Raw genomic sequence first — 15,964 nt, forward strand, 5'->3', positions numbered from 1 at the left:
TTTCTTTATACTTTCCATGCCTTAGGCACAAATAACTCCTCAAATTTATCGATCGCGTAGATATCGCTCATTCCGGCGATATAGTCGCAGACCACACGTTCCGCTTTTTCCCCTCTGGCTTCCATCATGTACAGATACTCTTCCGGAAGCTGGTCCAGATGTTCCAGATAATACCGGTACAGGTTCACAATCAGCTGCTGGGCCTTTCCCTCTTCCGCTTTTGGGATATCGCTCCTGTATACATTGTCAAACATCCACTTCCTAAGGCCTTTCATCGCCTCTTCCATGCCCGGAGACATGGTGATCTCCGGCTTATCCATACTGTGGTTGATGATATCATGAATCATTGTATTGAGACGTTCCCTGACACTGTGGCCTAAAATATCCGTATACTCACCCGGAAGGTCTGTTTCCACAAAGATCCGTGCCCGGATCGCGTCGTCAATATCATGGTTGATATAAGCAATTTTATCCGACAGCCGGACAATACAGCCTTCCAGAGTGGACGGATGCCCCGCTGTCCTGTGGTTTAAGATGCCGTCCCTGACTTCCTTTGTCAGGTTCAGCCCGGCGCCCTTCTTCTCCAATACTTCTACCACGCGCACGCTCTGTTTATAATGGGCAAATCCGTCCGTACATATCCGGTCCAGAATTGATTCCCCCGAATGTCCAAAAGGCGTATGGCCGAGATCATGTCCAAGGGCAATCGCCTCCGTCAGATCTTCATTCAGCCTGAGCGCTTTGGCGATGGTCCTGGCGATCTGGGCCACTTCCAGGGTATGGGTCAGCCGGGTCCGGTAATGGTCGCCTTCAGGCGCCAGAAAAACCTGGGTTTTATGTTTCAGACGTCGAAATGCTTTGCAGTGCAGGATCCTGTCCCTGTCCCGCTGATACTCCGGCCTTATGTCGCAGAGCGGTTCCGGCCTGTCCCTTCCGAGAGTGTTCTTACTGAGCGACGCATATGGACTGAGATATTCTTCTTCCCAAGCTTCTATCGATTCTCTGACATTCATAAAAACCCACCTTTCCCCATGCGGATTTTGAAATCAATTCTGTACAGTTTCCAACTTATCTTTCGTATCGCTTTATCTCCTTATATGTATTATATTTCCCTAATTACATTTTTACCACAAAGTACTGCAGCAATGTCTTTCCCGTTGTCCGAAAATTATTTAAATTATATCACAAAAATGGCTAAAAGTATAGATCAGCATTGGATTTACTGATTAATAAAAGATCCTCCCGGTATTTGCCAAATGTATACGCCGAAAGGATCTTGTTCCATTTTAATTCTGTTATTTTTCTATCAACTCCAGGGCTGCTTCCCCGATTCCCTCACAAAATGTGGGGTGAGGCATCATAACTTCTGCCAAATCCGCCGCCGTCAACCCTTTATTGACCGCCAGCTCCAGTTCCCCGATCATATCCGTGGCCCTGGCGCACATGAGCTGGGCGCCGATGATCTTTTTGCTCTCCGCTTCCGCCACCAGCTTGATAAATCCCCGCTCCTGCATGGTCAGAACCGATTTGCCGTTAACAGACATGATGTATTTTCCTGTTTTCACGGCAATTCCATTTTCCTTCGCCTGATCCGCAGTCATTCCCACACAGGCGATTTCCGGACTGGTATAAACACAGGAAGGCACCGTTTCCAGCTTCTGGGTAAAAGGCAGGCCGAACATGGCCTCCACCGCCCGGCAGCCCTCTGCGGTGGCCACATGGGCCAGTTGGATTCCGCCAATCACATCCCCTATGGCATAAATGCCTTTTACAGACGTTTCATAGTCCCCATCCACGGCCAGATACCCTCTGTTTTTCTTAAAGCAAGGTTCCATGCTTTCCGAAAAAAGCCCCTCCGCATTGGGTTTGCGACCGATGGAAATCAGAATCCGGTCCGCTGTTATTTCCAGCTCCTGTCCCTTTTCCTCAAAACGGCAGACCAGCCCGTCTTCCGTTTTGCAGATTTCTTTTACAGCAGCCGAGGTATGGATCTCCACCCCTCTTTTTTTCATGATCATCTTTAAATTCTGGGAGATTTCCTTGTCCATGCCGGGCAGAATGCGGTCCATGGCTTCAATGACCGTCACACGGCTTCCAAAATCGCTGTAAACCGTTGCCATCTCCATGCCGATCACCCCGCCGCCGATGATCACAAGCCGTGGATAAATGGTTCCGTCCCCATTTAATATCCCGTCACTGTCCACAACTCCCTCTGTCTTTGCTCCTGCAATAGGAGGAACCGCCGGGCTGGAACCTGCTGCAATCAGAATCTTTTCTCCTGTTATCACCAGTTCTTCTCCGCCCTCTTTAAAAACCGTCACTTCTTTTTCCCCGGTTATCTTTCCGCGGCCCTTAATCACTTCTATTTTAACCTTCTTCAGGCTTTGGGAAATTCCATTCCTGAGTTCTGAGACCACACGGTCCTTATAATTCCATACAGCCTCGCCATTCAGCGAATATCCGCCGCCGCTGATGCCGAACCGGTCAGCGTTTCCCATTTCCCGGTATAATTCACCTGCATGGAGCAGGGATTTGGTCGGAATACAGCCTTTGTTCAGGCAGGTTCCTCCCAAATATTCAGCTTCTATTACTGCAGTTTTCTTTCCCAGCCCGGCGGCCTTTAATGCCGGTATATATCCCCCCGGCCCCGCGCCAATCACGATTAAATCGAATTGTTCTGCCATAAAATTCTCCATTCCAAAGCATTTTATCCCATTCCGCTATTCATCTTGTGTCAAACAGCCTGCAATATCCTTCCTGATCTCTTCCTGAAGAGGGCTGCTGCACAGAATTCCCTTTACAGCCTCTGCCATCTCTCTTTCGCTGTGAGGCACTCCTGAAAGGGCCTGTTCCAGTTTCGATATAAATTCCGTATCCAGCATATCGGAATACGCCGCAGCCTCCTGTATGACTCCGCCGTTTACATTTAGCTGTATACCGATACCACCCCAGGGAAACCGTTTGTTCACCTCATATTGGAAGGGGATTTTCCTTCCATAGTTCCAATCCCAGGAGGAAAATTTTTCATAATTTCTTCTCAGTTCCATCTTGTCAAGACGTTCCTCCGGCAGATATGCCGCAGGTTTTCCATATACCTGCTCAAACGCATCTATGAGGGCCTGTTTCATCCGCTCCACAGTGATATCGGGTACATGAGCGATCAGATTTTCCACCCGGCTTTTAACCGAATCCACACTTTTTGATCTCAATTTGTCCAGTGAAACATTGAGATACTTTGACATCTCATCCATGTCCGCCTGCAGAAGCACCGTACCGTGGTGATAGCAGCGGTTCCCTGTCCGGTAAAACGCATGGCCGGAAAACTTTTTTCCATCCACCGTTAGGTCATTGCGCCCGGTCCGCTCTGCCTGAACGCCAAACGCCCTCACCGCCCTCAATATGACTTCCGTCTGCTTCTCCACATCGTAATAATCTCTGTCAGCCAAAAACGTGAAGTTCAAATTCCCCAGATCATGAAATACCGCTCCGCCTCCGGAAAGGCGGCGGGCCAGAAACCCGCCGTCCTCTTCCAAACGCCCGATCCTGCATTCTTTCCATCCGTTCTGGTTTCTTCCGATCACCACTGTCTTTCGGTTCTGCCAGAGATAGAGGATACATTCCCCGGGCCTGACGTGCATGAGAAGGTATTCTTCCAGGGCCAGATTTTCATAGGGATTGGTTCCCTTGCTCTCAATCACGCTGATTAACTCCGCCATACTGCTCCTTCATCCGTCAGAACTTTTATTCAAACACATATCTTAATTTAGGGTTCCTGGCCGCCGCCACCTCGTCCAGGCGTTTGATCCTGGTGGTATGCGGGGATTCCTGGATCCACTGGGGATCGCTTTCTGCTTTTTCATAAATGTCGAGAAATGCACCGATCAGCTCATCCAGGCCTTCTTTTGATTCCGTTTCCGTCGGTTCCACCATCAGAGCCTCATGCACGATCAACGGGAAATACATGGTCGGCGGATGGATGCCGTAATCTAAAAGCGCCTTTGCAATATCCATAGCCGATACATGGATGTCGTGCTTTTCCTGCTCCAGGCTCATGACAAATTCATGCATACAGGTTTCTTTGTACGGCATGTGGTATTTTCCTGACAGTTTCACACGGATATAGTTGGCATTTAACACAGCGTTCTTACATGCCTCGGGAATCCCTTCTTTTCCCAGCATCAGCGCGTAAGTCAGCGCCTTTACAACCACCAGGAAATTTCCGTAAAATGATTTCACCATGCCCACAGAAGAACCATATTCCTCCATATGATATCCGCCGTCCTTTACCACTCTCCAGCCCGGCAGAAACTCTGCCAAAAACTCCTTGCATCCCACCGGCCCGCTTCCCGGTCCCCCGCCGCCGTGAGGGGTGGAAAAGGTCTTATGCAGGTTTAAATGCACCACGTCAAATCCCATGTCCCCGGGCCTCACAACGCCCATAACCGCGTTTAAATTAGCCCCGTCATAATAGTTCAGGCCTCCTGCCTCATGCACAATCCTGGTGATTTCCAGAATATTTTTATCAAATAAGCCAACCGTATTGGGATTGGTCAGCATTAAACCGGCCGTATCCTCTCCCACAGCAGCTCTCAGCTTCTCCAAATCCACACATCCGTCTTCCTGGGACGGAATATTGACCACCTCGAATCCTGCCATCACGGCGCTGGCCGGATTGGTCCCATGGGCGGAATCCGGCACAATGATCTTGGTTCTCTTCCTGTCCTCCCGCTTATCATGATATGCCTTGATCAGAAGAAGTCCTGTAAACTCCCCGTGGGCCCCTGCCGCCGGCTGGAATGTCATCTGATCCATACCCGTGATTTCGCAAAAAACGTCTTCCGCGGTCTTTAACACCTCCAGGCATCCCTGAACCGTATACTCCGGCTGCAGCGGGTGGATCTGGGTGAACTCTTTTAAAGAGGCCGCTTCCTCATTGACCTTTGGATTGTATTTCATGGTGCAGGATCCCAGCGGGTAGAAACCGTCGTTCACACCGTGGGTGGCCTTTGCCAGTTCCGTATAGTGGCGGCTGATATCATTTTCCGACACTTCAGGCAGATGGAGGGGCTGTTTTCTCGCCCAGGCTCCCGGCTCCACAACCGGCACATCACATTCCGGAAGAATGCTGCATTTTCTTCCCTCTACACTCCGTTCAAATATCAGCTTCATCCGGCACATACCTCCTTCACCAGACGGACCAGTTCATCCATCTCAGCCTTTGTATTCATCTCCGTCACACACCACAAAATCCTGTTCCCATCCACCGGCAGGCCGCCAAGGTAACCACGGCTTTCCAGGTAATCCCCTAAAACGCCAGTGTCCACCGGGGATTCGGTCAGAAATTCATGGAAATAAGTCCTTTCATATACCGGTTTCAAACCTGCTTCAGCCAAAGCGTCCTGAAGATAATGAGCCTTGGACATACAGGAAACCGCGGCCTGTTTAAGGCCCTCTGCCCCCATGGCGGATAAGTAGACCGATGCGGTCATAGCGCACAGCGCCTGATTGGAGCAGATATTGCTGCCCGCCTTTTCCCGCCTGATATGCTGTTCCCTGGCCTGAAGGGTCAGCACAAATCCCCTCCTGCCTTCACTGTCCACCGTCTCCCCCACGATCCTTCCGGGAAGCTTTCTCATCATCGCTTTTGTGGCCGCCATAAATCCCAGATAAGGCCCTCCAAAAGCCAGGGGAAGCCCCAGCGGCTGCCCTTCTCCCACCGCCACGTCAGCCCCGCATTCCGCCGGGGTCTGAAGCACAGCCAGTGAAATGGGATTGCAGCCCATCACGAATTTGCCGCCTTTTTCATGAACAATTCTGCCGCATTGCGCCGCATCTTCCAAAATCCCATAATAATTAGGCTGCTGAAGATAAAAACAGGCCGTGGTTTCATCTGCCAGGGAAGCTAAGGCTTCCAGATCCGTCGCTCCATCCTTTTCCGGCACAACCACCAGTTCCGTATCCCGGCCATAACAATAAGTTTTCATGGTTTCAATCACCTGCGGATGAGCCGTTGCGGAAACCAGGGCTTTCACCCGCTTTCTTTCCTTACACATAAAAATGCTTTCGGCCGCCGCGGATGCCCCGTCATACACCGACGCATTGGCACAGTCCATCCCGGTCAGCTCACAGATCATGGTCTGAAACTCAAAAATGGACTGCAGGTTTCCCTGGCTGATCTCCGCCTGGTACGGCGTATAAGCCGTGACAAAATCCTCTTTCGAAGTAACGCTCTTTACAATGGCCGGTATGTAATGGTTATAAGCCCCTGCTCCCCGGAAAATATGTGGAAACACCCGGTTTGAAGAAGCCATCTTCTCCATTTTCCCCATCACTTCCATCTCGGAACACCCGGACGGAATGTTCAGTTCCCCTTTCATCATGACTTCCTGGGGAATGTGGGAAAACAGCGCGTCAAAGCCATCATATCCGGCTTCTTTCAGCATCTCTTCCTGCTGTTTTTTCGTATTGGACAGATAAGACCCCATATCCTTCTCCTTTCGCCTGTTCCGGTTATTCTCTGTTTTCTTCTATAAAGGCTTCGTAGCTGTCCGCATCCATTAAATCTTCCTGGTCATTCACATCCGTCACCTTAATAAACCACGCCCCATAGGGATCAGAATTGATGGATTCCGGGCTGTCTAACAGTTCTTCATTGATCCCGGCCACAGTTCCGGTCACAGGTGAGTAAACATCGGAAACCGCTTTCACCGATTCCACGTCGCCGAACGCCTCCCCAGCCGTCACCTCATCTCCCGGCTCCGGAAGATTGACAAACACAAGATCCCCCAGCTCATTCTGCGCATAATCGGTCAAACCGATCAGAACCGTATTTTCATCTTCAAATTTCACCCACTCATGTGATTTCGCGTACTTTAACTCCTTTGGAAATGTCATAACAAATTCCTCCTGTCATATTATTTATTTTCTTTTATAAAATGGCAGCGCCACTACTTCCGCTTCCACTTTTCTACCTCTCACTTCTGCCTCCACGCAAGTGCCCAGTTCAGCAAATTCCTTATCCACCAGAGCCATTGCCACAGGATATCCCAGATACGGGCAATGGGTTCCCGAAGTGGTGATGCCGATCTCCTTACCGCCCGCAAATACGGTCTGATGTTCCCGGATAATCCCCCGTCCGGTTACTTTCAGCCCAATCCTTTTTCTCCCCGGTTCTCCCTTTTCTTCCAGGGCTTTCTTTCCGATAAATTCCTCTTTTTTCATCTTTACGGCAAACCCAAGCCCCGTTTCCAACGGCGTGATCACATCATCCATCTCATGGCCATAAAGGGGCATGGATGCCTCTAACCGCAGGGTATCCCTGGCCCCTAATCCACAGGGAATCAGGCCTTCCTCCTCACCGGCTTCCATAAGCGCTTCCCACATGGCAGGCGCCTGATCCGCCGCCATATAAAGCTCATAGCCGTCCTCTCCCGTATATCCGGTTTTGGATATGATGCAGTTGATCCCAGCCGCTTTGGCGTCCGCCCGGCAGCTGTAATATTTAACGGGGATCATCCCTTCATCCGTGATCTTTAATAGAATTTCATGAGCCTTCGGCCCCTGAAGGGCGATCTGTCCAACTGTATCCGAAATGTCCGTAAATACGGCGTCTCCAAACTCGTGCCCCTTCATCCAGGCGAAATCTTTGTCTTTATTGGATGCGTTGACAACAATAAAGTAATGGCCATCCCTGATCTTATACACAATCAGATCGTCCACAACTCCCCCTTCTTCGTTGCACATCGGGCTGTATCTGGCCTGGCCGTCATACATGCCGGTGAAATCATTGGTTAACAGATGGTTTAAATTCTTCAGGGCATCGCTGCCGATGCAGGTAATCTCCCCCATATGGGACACGTCAAACAATCCGCATTTCGTTCTCACAGCCATGTGTTCCGCTATGACACCCGTCTTGTACTGGACAGGAAGCAGATATCCTGCAAACGGCACAATCTTTCCCCCATATTTTACATGGGTGTCATACAATGTTGTTTTTAGTTCCATGTGTTACCTCCTCAAGTTTGTCAAATTTTAGACACAAAAAAGAGCATACAGCAAATAACTGCTATATGCCCTGTCTTCGTACCTGAAAGATTACTTCGGTCGATCCGAAGCTGCCTCGTCGGTGGTGCTAACGGTAACGGTTAAAATACCATATTCACCTTTCCAGAGTTTCGTCCAAATCCGGTCCTTTTGCCTGAGAGTTTCTCTCCCCTTCGGCGCTGTCAGCCAGTCTCTCCCGGATTCTTCAACCGATTATGAATTTGTATTTTAATCCTACCATATGTTGTGGTGAAAATCAAGTTTCTTTATACATATCCTAAAAGTCCCGGCAGCCACATGGAAAGAATCGGCACGTAGGAAACCAGCAGAAGGACGATAAAAATGGCTGCGAAATAAAGAAGCAGAGGTTTGATCACATTTTCAATCCTGGTTTTTCCTACCTTAACGCCAACAAACAGCGTAGTACCCACCGGCGGTGTGATAGTGCCGATGCAGAGGTTAAAGATCATCATAATACCAAAATGAACCGTATTCATTCCGAGTGTCTGACAGATCGGCAGAAAGATCGGTGTAAAAATCAGGCAGGCCGGCGTCATATCCATAAATGTACCGATGATCAGCAGCAGGATATTGATAATAAACAGGATTACGTAACGGTTATCGCTGATGCTTAACATGGCTTCCGATACTGCGGTCGGTATTCCCGTAAACGCCATAACCCAGCTCATGATACTGGACACACCGATCAGGAAAATGATGATGCCCGTCATTTCCGCGCTGTCCAGGAATATCTTAGGCAGCTCGCTGAATTTGATGGATTTATAGAAAAATAAGGACAGAATCAGGCTGTACACAACAGCGACCACGCTTCCTTCGGTGGCGGTGAAGATACCGGAAATAATACCGCCGATTACGATAATGATCATCAGCAGGCATGGAATGGCCTGGAAAAACACCTTCACCTTTTCTGAATTGCTATATTTCTTCGTGCTTCGGTATCCCCGCTTTTTCGCAAAGTAATAGATAACCAGCATACAGGCCAGGCCCCACAAAATTCCCGGAATATATCCGGCCATAAAGAGGGCTGCGACCGAGGTTCCGCCGCTGACTAAGGAATAAGTGATCATAACATTGCTCGGCGGGATCAAAAGGCCTGTAGGGGCTGTGGCGATATTGGCCGCTGCGGAGAAATCCCGGTCATACCCTTCTTCCTCTTCAATCGGCCCAATGATCGAACCCATGGCGGAAGCTGCCGCCGTGCCGGAACCTGAGATAGCGCCGAACAGCATATTGGCAACCGCATTGGTATGGGCTAATGCCCCCGGAATCCTTCCGGTGAACAATTTTGCGAAGTTGATCAGACGGATGGCGATTCCGCCTTTATTCATGATATTTCCCGCCAGAATGAAAAATGGAATGGCTAAAAGGCTGAATACGGAAATACCGGAAAATATCCTCTGTGCGCCAGTCAGCACCGCCGCTCCCGTATTCAGCACGGGAAGGATGGCACAGATGGATGAAATTGCCAGGGCCACAGCGATGGGTACGCCGGCCAGCAGCATGATTACTAAAAGGACCAGAATAATCAGTCCGCAGACGATTGCGATTGTGTTCATACTTTTGCTTCCCCCCGTTCACTGAAATCACCATGGAGCATGTCCAAAGCGTTAATAAGACTGAAGATCATGATCAGGATTCCCGTCACCGGAACGATCATATAGATATACCCCATGGGAACCCTGAGGGATGCCGTGGTCTGGATCATGGTAAGCTTTGTTATGGAGATTCCCCCATAGACCATCACAACTCCTGCAAAAGCGAAGGCCAAAAGGTCAATCACCACCTCCAGCCACTTCCTTCCGGTTCCCGTCAGTTTATCCGCTAAAAATCCCATTCTCATATGATCCCGTTTTCCGAACACATAGGCGGAAGCCAAAAGGGCCATCCAGGTAAAAGAGTAGGTCAGCAGTTCCTCGGACACCGTGCTGGGCCGGTTGAAAAAGTATCTGGTCACAATCTGATAGGTTCCGATTGCCGTCATCATCATGAATAAAAAAATGATGCAGAATCCCAAAACCTTCATCAGCGCCTTTCTCACGTTATGTAATGCTTCCATCTACTCTCCTCCTTTCGCTCTTTCGTTGGCTTCCTGGATATGCTGATATAAATCAACGATTTTCGGGTTTTCTTTCAACATTTTCTCATGTAAAGGCAGCACTTTTTCCTTAAATGCCTCCACATCCACATCGATGAAATTCACTCCCATCTCTTCCTCCGCAATACGTTTTGCTTCCACGATGCTGTCGTCCCACTCCTTCATCTCCACTTCCGTGGATAAAGCGGCCGCCTCTTTAAAAATCTGGTATTCTTCCGGGCTTAAACTGTTCAAAAACTTCAGGTTGCCGACCAGCATATCAGGCACCATCTGATGCTTGTTGTAACAGTAATATTTGGCAACTTCACCGTGTTTGTTATTGGTTAAAGCCAGTTCGTTGTTCTCAGCCCCGTCGATGACCCCCTGCTGGATGGCCGTATACACCTCGCCGAAGCCCATAGGCGCTGCTGCCGCTCCGAATGCGTTTACCATGGCTACGCTGGCCGGGCTCTGCTGAACCCTGATCTTTTTGCCCTTCAAGTCGTCCGGCGTGCTGATCGGTGTTTTGGCATAAAAATTACGGGTTCCTGCATTGTACCAGGTCACGACACGGAAACCGGCTTCATCGGTTGAAGCGTAGACTTGCTCCATATATTCCGTGTCTTCCATCACGGATTTATAAACATCTTCCGAATCGAATAAATAAGGCATGCTGAATATCTCATACACACCCGCAAATGTCTCCAGGTTGGCGGTTCCGGCCACAACAAAATCTATGGCTCCCGTCTGTGTCAGCTCAATGGCCTTCTGAGCGGAACCCAGGATCTCATTGGGAAAAATCTGAACTTCATATTTGTCACCCAGACGCTCTTCCACATATTCCTTGAAGGCCAAAAGTCCCAAATGCTGGGGATGGGTTTCCGACTGTCCATGGGAAATCCTGATAATCCTTTTTCCCCCTGTTACAGATCCGCATCCGGCCAGCCCTGCACACATGACCGCTGCCATAGCGATAACCGCCAGTTTTTTTAATATCTTTTTCAATGCTCTTTCCATTCCTTTCTGATCTGCTTTGTGTTTACCTGTCTTGTGTCTGCCTGTTCTGTCTCACAAAAACTGCGCTGCCATAAACCTTCCACATGTGATCGGCGTCCCGATACAAAAAGCTGCTGTTCGAACTTGTTTTAAACACTAAAAATCCCCCCGGGTTTTATAAATCAGATATTGTTAAGTTTTTAGCGTTTTCTTAACAGTATCCCCATTATAAAGCCCGGGAGGACATTTTGGTAGCGTAAAATATTGTCATCGAGGTGGACATTTTTAGCCTGTTTTTCAATTTTTTTGTTTCATTAGTACATATGTACAAAATATTATTACTATTTTTGTACATTATAACCAGTGCGATACTCCGAAGGAAGCATGCCGGTCATACGTTTAAATACCTTAGAGAAATATTTTGAATCCGTATACCCCACCCCGCTGCTCACATCTTTTATATTGACAGCCTTATTCTGAAGCATTTTTTTCGCTTCATTCATCCGCACCTGGGTCAAATAGGCAGTGAAATTCTGGCCGAAACATTGTTTAAACAGTTTACAGAAATAAGCGTCCGAATAGTTCATGGCCCTGGCCGCATCCTGCATGGAAATCTCTTCCATATAGTGGTTTTTCACATATTCACGGAGGATCCCCGCGATTTGGTTGATTCTGTTTTCATTGATTTCCTCATCCTGGCCCGCCGCTTCCTCAAAACGGACCCCTTGTTCCGGTTCTGTGAACTCCGCGTTCATCCCAGCCTGCCGCATGGCCTCTTCAATCACCGGAAGAAGTTCTTCATCATCGCAGGGCTTTAAAAGGTATTCCAGCGCCCTGATCGAAATCGCCCTCTTGGCATAGGAAAATTCATCATATGCTGTTAAAAATATGATAACCGCTCCCTTGTCCAGTTTCCTGATCTGTTCTGCTGCCTCCACACCGTTCATACCAGGCATTCCGATGTCCATAATCACAATCTGGATGCTGTTTTCCTGAAACATTCTCAGCGCTTCCAGACCATTTTCCGCCTGAATCACCTGACAGGTATCCCCAAAATGCTTTTTCAGTTTTCTGGCAAGCGCCATCCGCTCTATCATTTCATCGTCAACTACTAAAACCTGGTACATATTAATCCTCTCCCTCTGCCGTAAATGATATCTGCACCACTGTACCGCAGTTTTCCTTGCTGTACAGATAAAGTTCCCCATCCTGATACATGGTATGAATCCTGCGGTAAATATTTCCGATTCCCACTCCTGTCTTGTCCTCTTTTCCCTGAATAAGGGCTGTTTGAATCTCTTCCAGCCGCTCTTTTGAAATTCCAATGCCTGTATCCGCAACTGAAATCCAGAGTTTTCTTCCATTCATCCAGGTACGGATATAAATCCTGCCGCCTTCCGGCTTCTCACTGAGACCATGGACAATGGCATTTTCTACAATCGGCTGGAGGGCAAACGAAGGGATCAAAAGATCGGCAGTTTCCGGGCTGCAGTCAGCCTCATACCGGATGCGGCTGCCAAATCTCATTTTCTGGAGATAAATGTAATCTTCCACCACCTTAATTTCCCGCTCCAACGGCATTACGGAGGCCGTGGATTTTAAATTATAGCGGAACAGCCGGCTCATGGCGGTAATCATCTTCTCCGTGGTTTCCGCCTCCTCCACCTGTGCCATTCCCACGATCATATTCAGGGTGTTGAATAAAAAATGGGGATTGATCTGGTTTTTCAGCATCTGGAGCCGGACCGCATCCAACTGCTTCTCCATCTCGTGCTTTTCCTTTAGAGTTGTAATATACCCTTGTGTGGAGTGTTTCATCACCATAAAGGCCCGGACCAGATCAGCGATCTCATCCTCTCCTTCCGGGCTTAAATCCGGCCCGCTGAAATCATTTTGGGCGATCCGGTTGGATTCCCCGGAAAGCTCCAACACCGGCTGTACCAGATTCCGTTCCAATAAACGGTTCATCCGCCAAATGACGGTCACGGCCGCCGCCGCAAAAATGACGGTGCAGACAGGAACCACCATAAACAGCGGCACCAGACGCCGGTACTGAAGATTCCCCTCCTCCTCATTCATCTGCTGCAGACTGCCGGCATAGCTTTGCAGATAATCCTGAATGCTGTAAATCTCATATAATTTCCGCACATAATCATCTTCGGAAGGGTCTGTGGAAAAGAACTGTTCTTTCTTTTTTTCATATGTCTCAAAACTGTTCTTAATAGACCATGTCTTCGCAAACCGGGCAGCTCCCGTCTTCTCATAATCATAGGGAAGGGCCTCTAACGCCTCCCGGGTATTTTGGCAGGCTTCAAAATAAGCATCCCTGTTTTCTTCACCGCTATCCTGGATAAAACCGGCAAATTTCCTGGTCTCCTGCTCAATTGCCACTCTGAAATCCAGGCTTTTCGCATTATTTTCCAGAATTGTATGGAATCCCGTCATGCCGAAAACAGTGATCGAAAGAGCCGCTAAAACGGCCAGAAAAACAGCGGCCGCGGCCGGGCCGGTTATCATGCGGATCTTCTGCCTGAGCGAATACGAGAGCCACCGCTTATGAAATTTTTCCCTGAATTTAAAAACAGACGGCTTGCTCATACTCACCAGTCGAATCCTCTCTGCTGCATTTTATCATATATCCCTCCATGCCGGAGCGTTTTAGCACAAATATTGCGTTGTGCAAATATTGCGCTGCGCAGGAATGCGCTGAGAATTTCAAATTCTCATCTGCGATTCAAATTGGGGGTTCCGGCACAAATTTGAGTGTGAAAAATAAGCCATCAGGATTATTTTCACATAATACTGCATATTCTATGACTTCTATTTTACCGCAATCGATGGACTTTGAAAAGGCTTTGCTTTGTTTGGTTCTCTGTTTGGTTCTCTGTTTGGTTTTCTATCTGATCCTCTGTTTTATTCTCTGTCTGGTTTTCTGTCTGGTCCTCTGCTTGGTTCTCTGTTCTGTTCTCTGCTTGGTTTTCTGTTTGGTTTTCTGTCTGGCCCTCTGTTTGTTTGTCTGTCTGGTTCTTCATCCTGTCCACTGTATATCTGTCCTACTATTCTATTACTTCTCCTTTTCTCCGATAAAGCCGCGATGGTCGGTGGCCTTCATTTTCCGTAAAGGAATCGGTCTCTTCCACCAGTCCTGCCACCTTTCTTCGAAATGCAGCATTCAAAAGCTTCTTATCCAGAATAACTTCATATACCTGCTGGAGCTGGGTCAGCGTAAAATATTCCGGCATCAGGTGCAGGGCCAGATCCGTATATTCCAGTTTTCCACGAAGCCGTTCTATGGCATAGATGATTATTTTGGCATGGTCGAAGGCCAGTCCGTCATTTTCCAAAATCCTATACTCGCAACGTTGGCCGCACCTGTGCTTTTCCACCACTTTTTCAATTGTGCTCTTTAAAATGATCTCCTTCTGACGCAGCTCCAAACGAAACTTCTGCCTTTTAATGATCGTTCCGTCCTTTTTTCCACTGCTCTCTTCCACCATCTGGCAGGTGAGGCCAAACCAGGCCGCATTGTCCGCATCATCACCAGCTTTCACCCAAACCCTGGCGCTGTCAATCAACGCCATATAGGAACAGCTCATGACCCAGGTGCGGGGATCTCTTCCCACATCGCTGAATGTATACAACTGTTCCAAATAGACCTGATCCACCCCGGTTTCTTCTTTTAATTCCCTTCTCGCAGCCTCTTCCGATGTCTCCACCGGGCGCACAAAGCCACCCGGAAGGGCCCAGCAGCCTAAAAAGGGATGGCCGCCTCTTTGGATCAGCAGCACCCGAAGCTCTTTTTCCGGGAGCCTGCGGTAATTCTCTTTTTCTTCTTCAGTCACTGTAAAAATAACCATATCCGCCGCAACGGATGGCCGCGGATAGTCCCCCGGCTTGTACTGTCTTAAAAATTCTTCTTCTGTCAGTCCGTTCCTGTCCCTGATCTCTTTCATCGGCCTAGTTCCTCCCCTTCCTTTTTCAAAAGCAGGTCACGAACTTCCGTCAGCGCAAATCCCAACAAATTAGTTCCCCTCCATTTCACAGGACATTCGGCATCCGGGTTGCTTTTCCCCATTCCAATACCCCAAATCCGGTCCCTGGGACTGGCTTCCACTAAAATCCGCTTCTTCGTCGTCCGCAAAAACTCCCAAAGTTCAGGATTCTGGGAAAATTTCGCCAGATTTGCCCTCTTAACAATCTCATAACAGGAAACGTTCCACCGTTCCGGATCAAAATTCTTCACAGCCCGTCCGTAAGCTTTCATCTCCTTGGGACGAGCGGCTTTCATAATCATGGATAACATCTCTTCGTCTCCAAACATTCTGGCTTTTTCCGCCATCATGTACTGTTCTGCACAGGAATAAGCGATTCCGTCTATAACAAATGAGCACTTCCACCACTGGCTGAGACAGCTTTCATTAATATGGCCGTCGGCAGGAGGGGTGTGGCCCCAAAAGAATAAGAAACGGAATTTTTCACCCTTGTTGTACGCTTTTTTTAGGTCTTCGATTTGATAGATCATGGCATTCTCCTTTTAGGCTGACATCTTTTGTTTGTATTGCTGGGTTGATATGGATATTTAGTAATATGGATATTTTGGTATTGCTATTAATTTTGGTATTGCTATTAATTTTGTTATTGGTATTAATCTTGTTATTGGTATTAATCTTGTTATTGCAATTAAATATTGCTTTTATCGATAATATTGTTGTTTTATTATTAGCGTGTTCTATTATTATCGTTGTTTTATTATTTTCAGCGCCTTATTATTATTGTTTTATTATTTATTAAAATATTATCATTTTGTTATTATCATTTTAATATTATCTA

At 48.1% G+C, this 15,964-nt stretch carries 14 protein-coding genes and 1 riboswitch; all 14 genes read right to left on the bottom strand.

Going from position 1 to position 15,964, the window contains the following annotated elements; all coding sequences use genetic code 11:
- Nucleotides 1-5: 5 nt before the first annotated feature.
- The 14 genes from GPL15_RS15825 to GPL15_RS15890 all read right to left on the bottom strand — a co-directional run bounded on the left by GPL15_RS15825 (nucleotide 6) and on the right by GPL15_RS15890 (nucleotide 15,656).
- On the bottom strand, nucleotides 6-1,013 hold the full coding sequence (locus GPL15_RS15825; RefSeq protein WP_215699655.1) for a deoxyguanosinetriphosphate triphosphohydrolase: 1,008 nt from the start codon (nucleotides 1,011-1,013) through the stop codon (nucleotides 6-8).
- 282 nt (nucleotides 1,014-1,295) lie between these two features.
- A complete protein-coding gene (gene lpdA, locus GPL15_RS15830) occupies nucleotides 1,296-2,684 on the bottom strand; it encodes a dihydrolipoyl dehydrogenase (RefSeq protein ID WP_215699656.1) in 1,389 nt (462 codons plus the stop codon).
- A 36-nt stretch (nucleotides 2,685-2,720) separates the two neighbouring features.
- Entirely contained in the window at nucleotides 2,721-3,716 is a 996-nt protein-coding gene (locus tag GPL15_RS15835) for a lipoate--protein ligase (RefSeq protein WP_215699657.1), read from the bottom strand.
- A gap of 25 nt (nucleotides 3,717-3,741) precedes the next feature.
- On the bottom strand, nucleotides 3,742-5,169 hold the full coding sequence (gene gcvPB, locus GPL15_RS15840) for an aminomethyl-transferring glycine dehydrogenase subunit GcvPB (RefSeq protein ID WP_215699658.1): 1,428 nt from the start codon (nucleotides 5,167-5,169) through the stop codon (nucleotides 3,742-3,744).
- Nucleotides 5,166-6,485 (bottom strand): aminomethyl-transferring glycine dehydrogenase subunit GcvPA, encoded by a 1,320-nt coding sequence (gcvPA, locus tag GPL15_RS15845; RefSeq protein WP_215699659.1) that lies wholly within the window; start codon nucleotides 6,483-6,485, stop codon nucleotides 5,166-5,168. Before gcvPA ends, gcvPB begins: the two co-directional genes overlap by 4 nt.
- Before the next feature lie 25 nt (nucleotides 6,486-6,510).
- Nucleotides 6,511-6,894: a glycine cleavage system protein GcvH gene (gcvH, locus tag GPL15_RS15850; protein WP_215699660.1), complete on the bottom strand. Its 384-nt coding sequence runs from the start codon at nucleotides 6,892-6,894 to the stop codon at nucleotides 6,511-6,513.
- A gap of 24 nt (nucleotides 6,895-6,918) precedes the next feature.
- Complete coding sequence (gcvT, locus tag GPL15_RS15855) at nucleotides 6,919-8,004, bottom strand: glycine cleavage system aminomethyltransferase GcvT (protein ID WP_215699661.1); 1,086 nt, start codon at nucleotides 8,002-8,004, stop codon at nucleotides 6,919-6,921.
- Nucleotides 8,005-8,175: 171 nt separating this feature from the next.
- Nucleotides 8,176-8,252: riboswitch (glycine riboswitch) on the bottom strand.
- A 57-nt stretch (nucleotides 8,253-8,309) separates the two neighbouring features.
- Nucleotides 8,310-9,620 (bottom strand): TRAP transporter large permease, encoded by a 1,311-nt coding sequence (locus GPL15_RS15860; RefSeq protein WP_215699662.1) that lies wholly within the window; start codon nucleotides 9,618-9,620, stop codon nucleotides 8,310-8,312.
- Nucleotides 9,617-10,120 (bottom strand): TRAP transporter small permease, encoded by a 504-nt coding sequence (locus GPL15_RS15865; protein WP_215699663.1) that lies wholly within the window; start codon nucleotides 10,118-10,120, stop codon nucleotides 9,617-9,619. Before GPL15_RS15865 ends, GPL15_RS15860 begins: the two co-directional genes overlap by 4 nt.
- Nucleotides 10,121-11,155, bottom strand: a complete 1,035-nt coding sequence (locus GPL15_RS15870) for a TRAP transporter substrate-binding protein (RefSeq protein ID WP_215699664.1) — start codon at nucleotides 11,153-11,155, stop codon at nucleotides 10,121-10,123.
- Between the two features lie 320 nt (nucleotides 11,156-11,475).
- Nucleotides 11,476-12,261 (bottom strand): response regulator, encoded by a 786-nt coding sequence (locus GPL15_RS15875; RefSeq protein WP_215699665.1) that lies wholly within the window; start codon nucleotides 12,259-12,261, stop codon nucleotides 11,476-11,478.
- Nucleotide 12,262: 1 nt separating this feature from the next.
- Nucleotides 12,263-13,732, bottom strand: coding sequence for a sensor histidine kinase (locus GPL15_RS15880; protein WP_215699668.1), 1,470 nt, complete (start codon nucleotides 13,730-13,732; stop codon nucleotides 12,263-12,265).
- Nucleotides 13,733-14,190: 458 nt separating this feature from the next.
- Nucleotides 14,191-15,087, bottom strand: a complete 897-nt coding sequence (locus GPL15_RS15885; RefSeq protein WP_215699666.1) for an NUDIX domain-containing protein — start codon at nucleotides 15,085-15,087, stop codon at nucleotides 14,191-14,193.
- On the bottom strand, nucleotides 15,084-15,656 hold the full coding sequence (locus GPL15_RS15890) for an NADAR family protein (protein ID WP_215699667.1): 573 nt from the start codon (nucleotides 15,654-15,656) through the stop codon (nucleotides 15,084-15,086). The genes GPL15_RS15885 and GPL15_RS15890 overlap by 4 nt, the downstream gene beginning before the upstream one ends.
- Between the last annotated feature and the right edge of the window lie 308 nt (nucleotides 15,657-15,964).

It is taken from the genome of Clostridium sp. MCC353, assembly GCF_018785315.1.
GTDB lineage: Bacteria > Bacillota > Clostridia > Lachnospirales > Lachnospiraceae > CHH4-2.

What these genes read in the sequence shown, in the direction of transcription:
- GPL15_RS15870 (WP_215699664.1), bottom strand. Translation starts at nt 11,155, where the DNA reads ATGGAAAGAGCATTGAAAAAGATATTAAAAAAACTGGCGGTTATCGCT.
- GPL15_RS15890 (WP_215699667.1), bottom strand. Translation starts at nt 15,656, where the DNA reads ATGATCTATCAAATCGAAGACCTAAAAAAAGCGTACAACAAGGGTGAA.
- lpdA (WP_215699656.1), bottom strand. Translation starts at nt 2,684, where the DNA reads ATGGCAGAACAATTCGATTTAATCGTGATTGGCGCGGGGCCGGGGGGA.
- gcvT (WP_215699661.1), bottom strand. Translation starts at nt 8,004, where the DNA reads ATGGAACTAAAAACAACATTGTATGACACCCATGTAAAATATGGGGGA.
- gcvH (WP_215699660.1), bottom strand. Translation starts at nt 6,894, where the DNA reads ATGACATTTCCAAAGGAGTTAAAGTACGCGAAATCACATGAGTGGGTG.
- GPL15_RS15835 (WP_215699657.1), bottom strand. Translation starts at nt 3,716, where the DNA reads ATGGCGGAGTTAATCAGCGTGATTGAGAGCAAGGGAACCAATCCCTAT.
- gcvPB (WP_215699658.1), bottom strand. Translation starts at nt 5,169, where the DNA reads ATGAAGCTGATATTTGAACGGAGTGTAGAGGGAAGAAAATGCAGCATT.
- GPL15_RS15885 (WP_215699666.1), bottom strand. Translation starts at nt 15,087, where the DNA reads ATGAAAGAGATCAGGGACAGGAACGGACTGACAGAAGAAGAATTTTTA.
- gcvPA (WP_215699659.1), bottom strand. Translation starts at nt 6,485, where the DNA reads ATGGGGTCTTATCTGTCCAATACGAAAAAACAGCAGGAAGAGATGCTG.
- GPL15_RS15825 (WP_215699655.1), bottom strand. Translation starts at nt 1,013, where the DNA reads ATGAATGTCAGAGAATCGATAGAAGCTTGGGAAGAAGAATATCTCAGT.
- GPL15_RS15865 (WP_215699663.1), bottom strand. Translation starts at nt 10,120, where the DNA reads ATGGAAGCATTACATAACGTGAGAAAGGCGCTGATGAAGGTTTTGGGA.
- GPL15_RS15860 (WP_215699662.1), bottom strand. Translation starts at nt 9,620, where the DNA reads ATGAACACAATCGCAATCGTCTGCGGACTGATTATTCTGGTCCTTTTA.
- GPL15_RS15880 (WP_215699668.1), bottom strand. Translation starts at nt 13,732, where the DNA reads ATGAGCAAGCCGTCTGTTTTTAAATTCAGGGAAAAATTTCATAAGCGG.
- GPL15_RS15875 (WP_215699665.1), bottom strand. Translation starts at nt 12,261, where the DNA reads ATGTACCAGGTTTTAGTAGTTGACGATGAAATGATAGAGCGGATGGCG.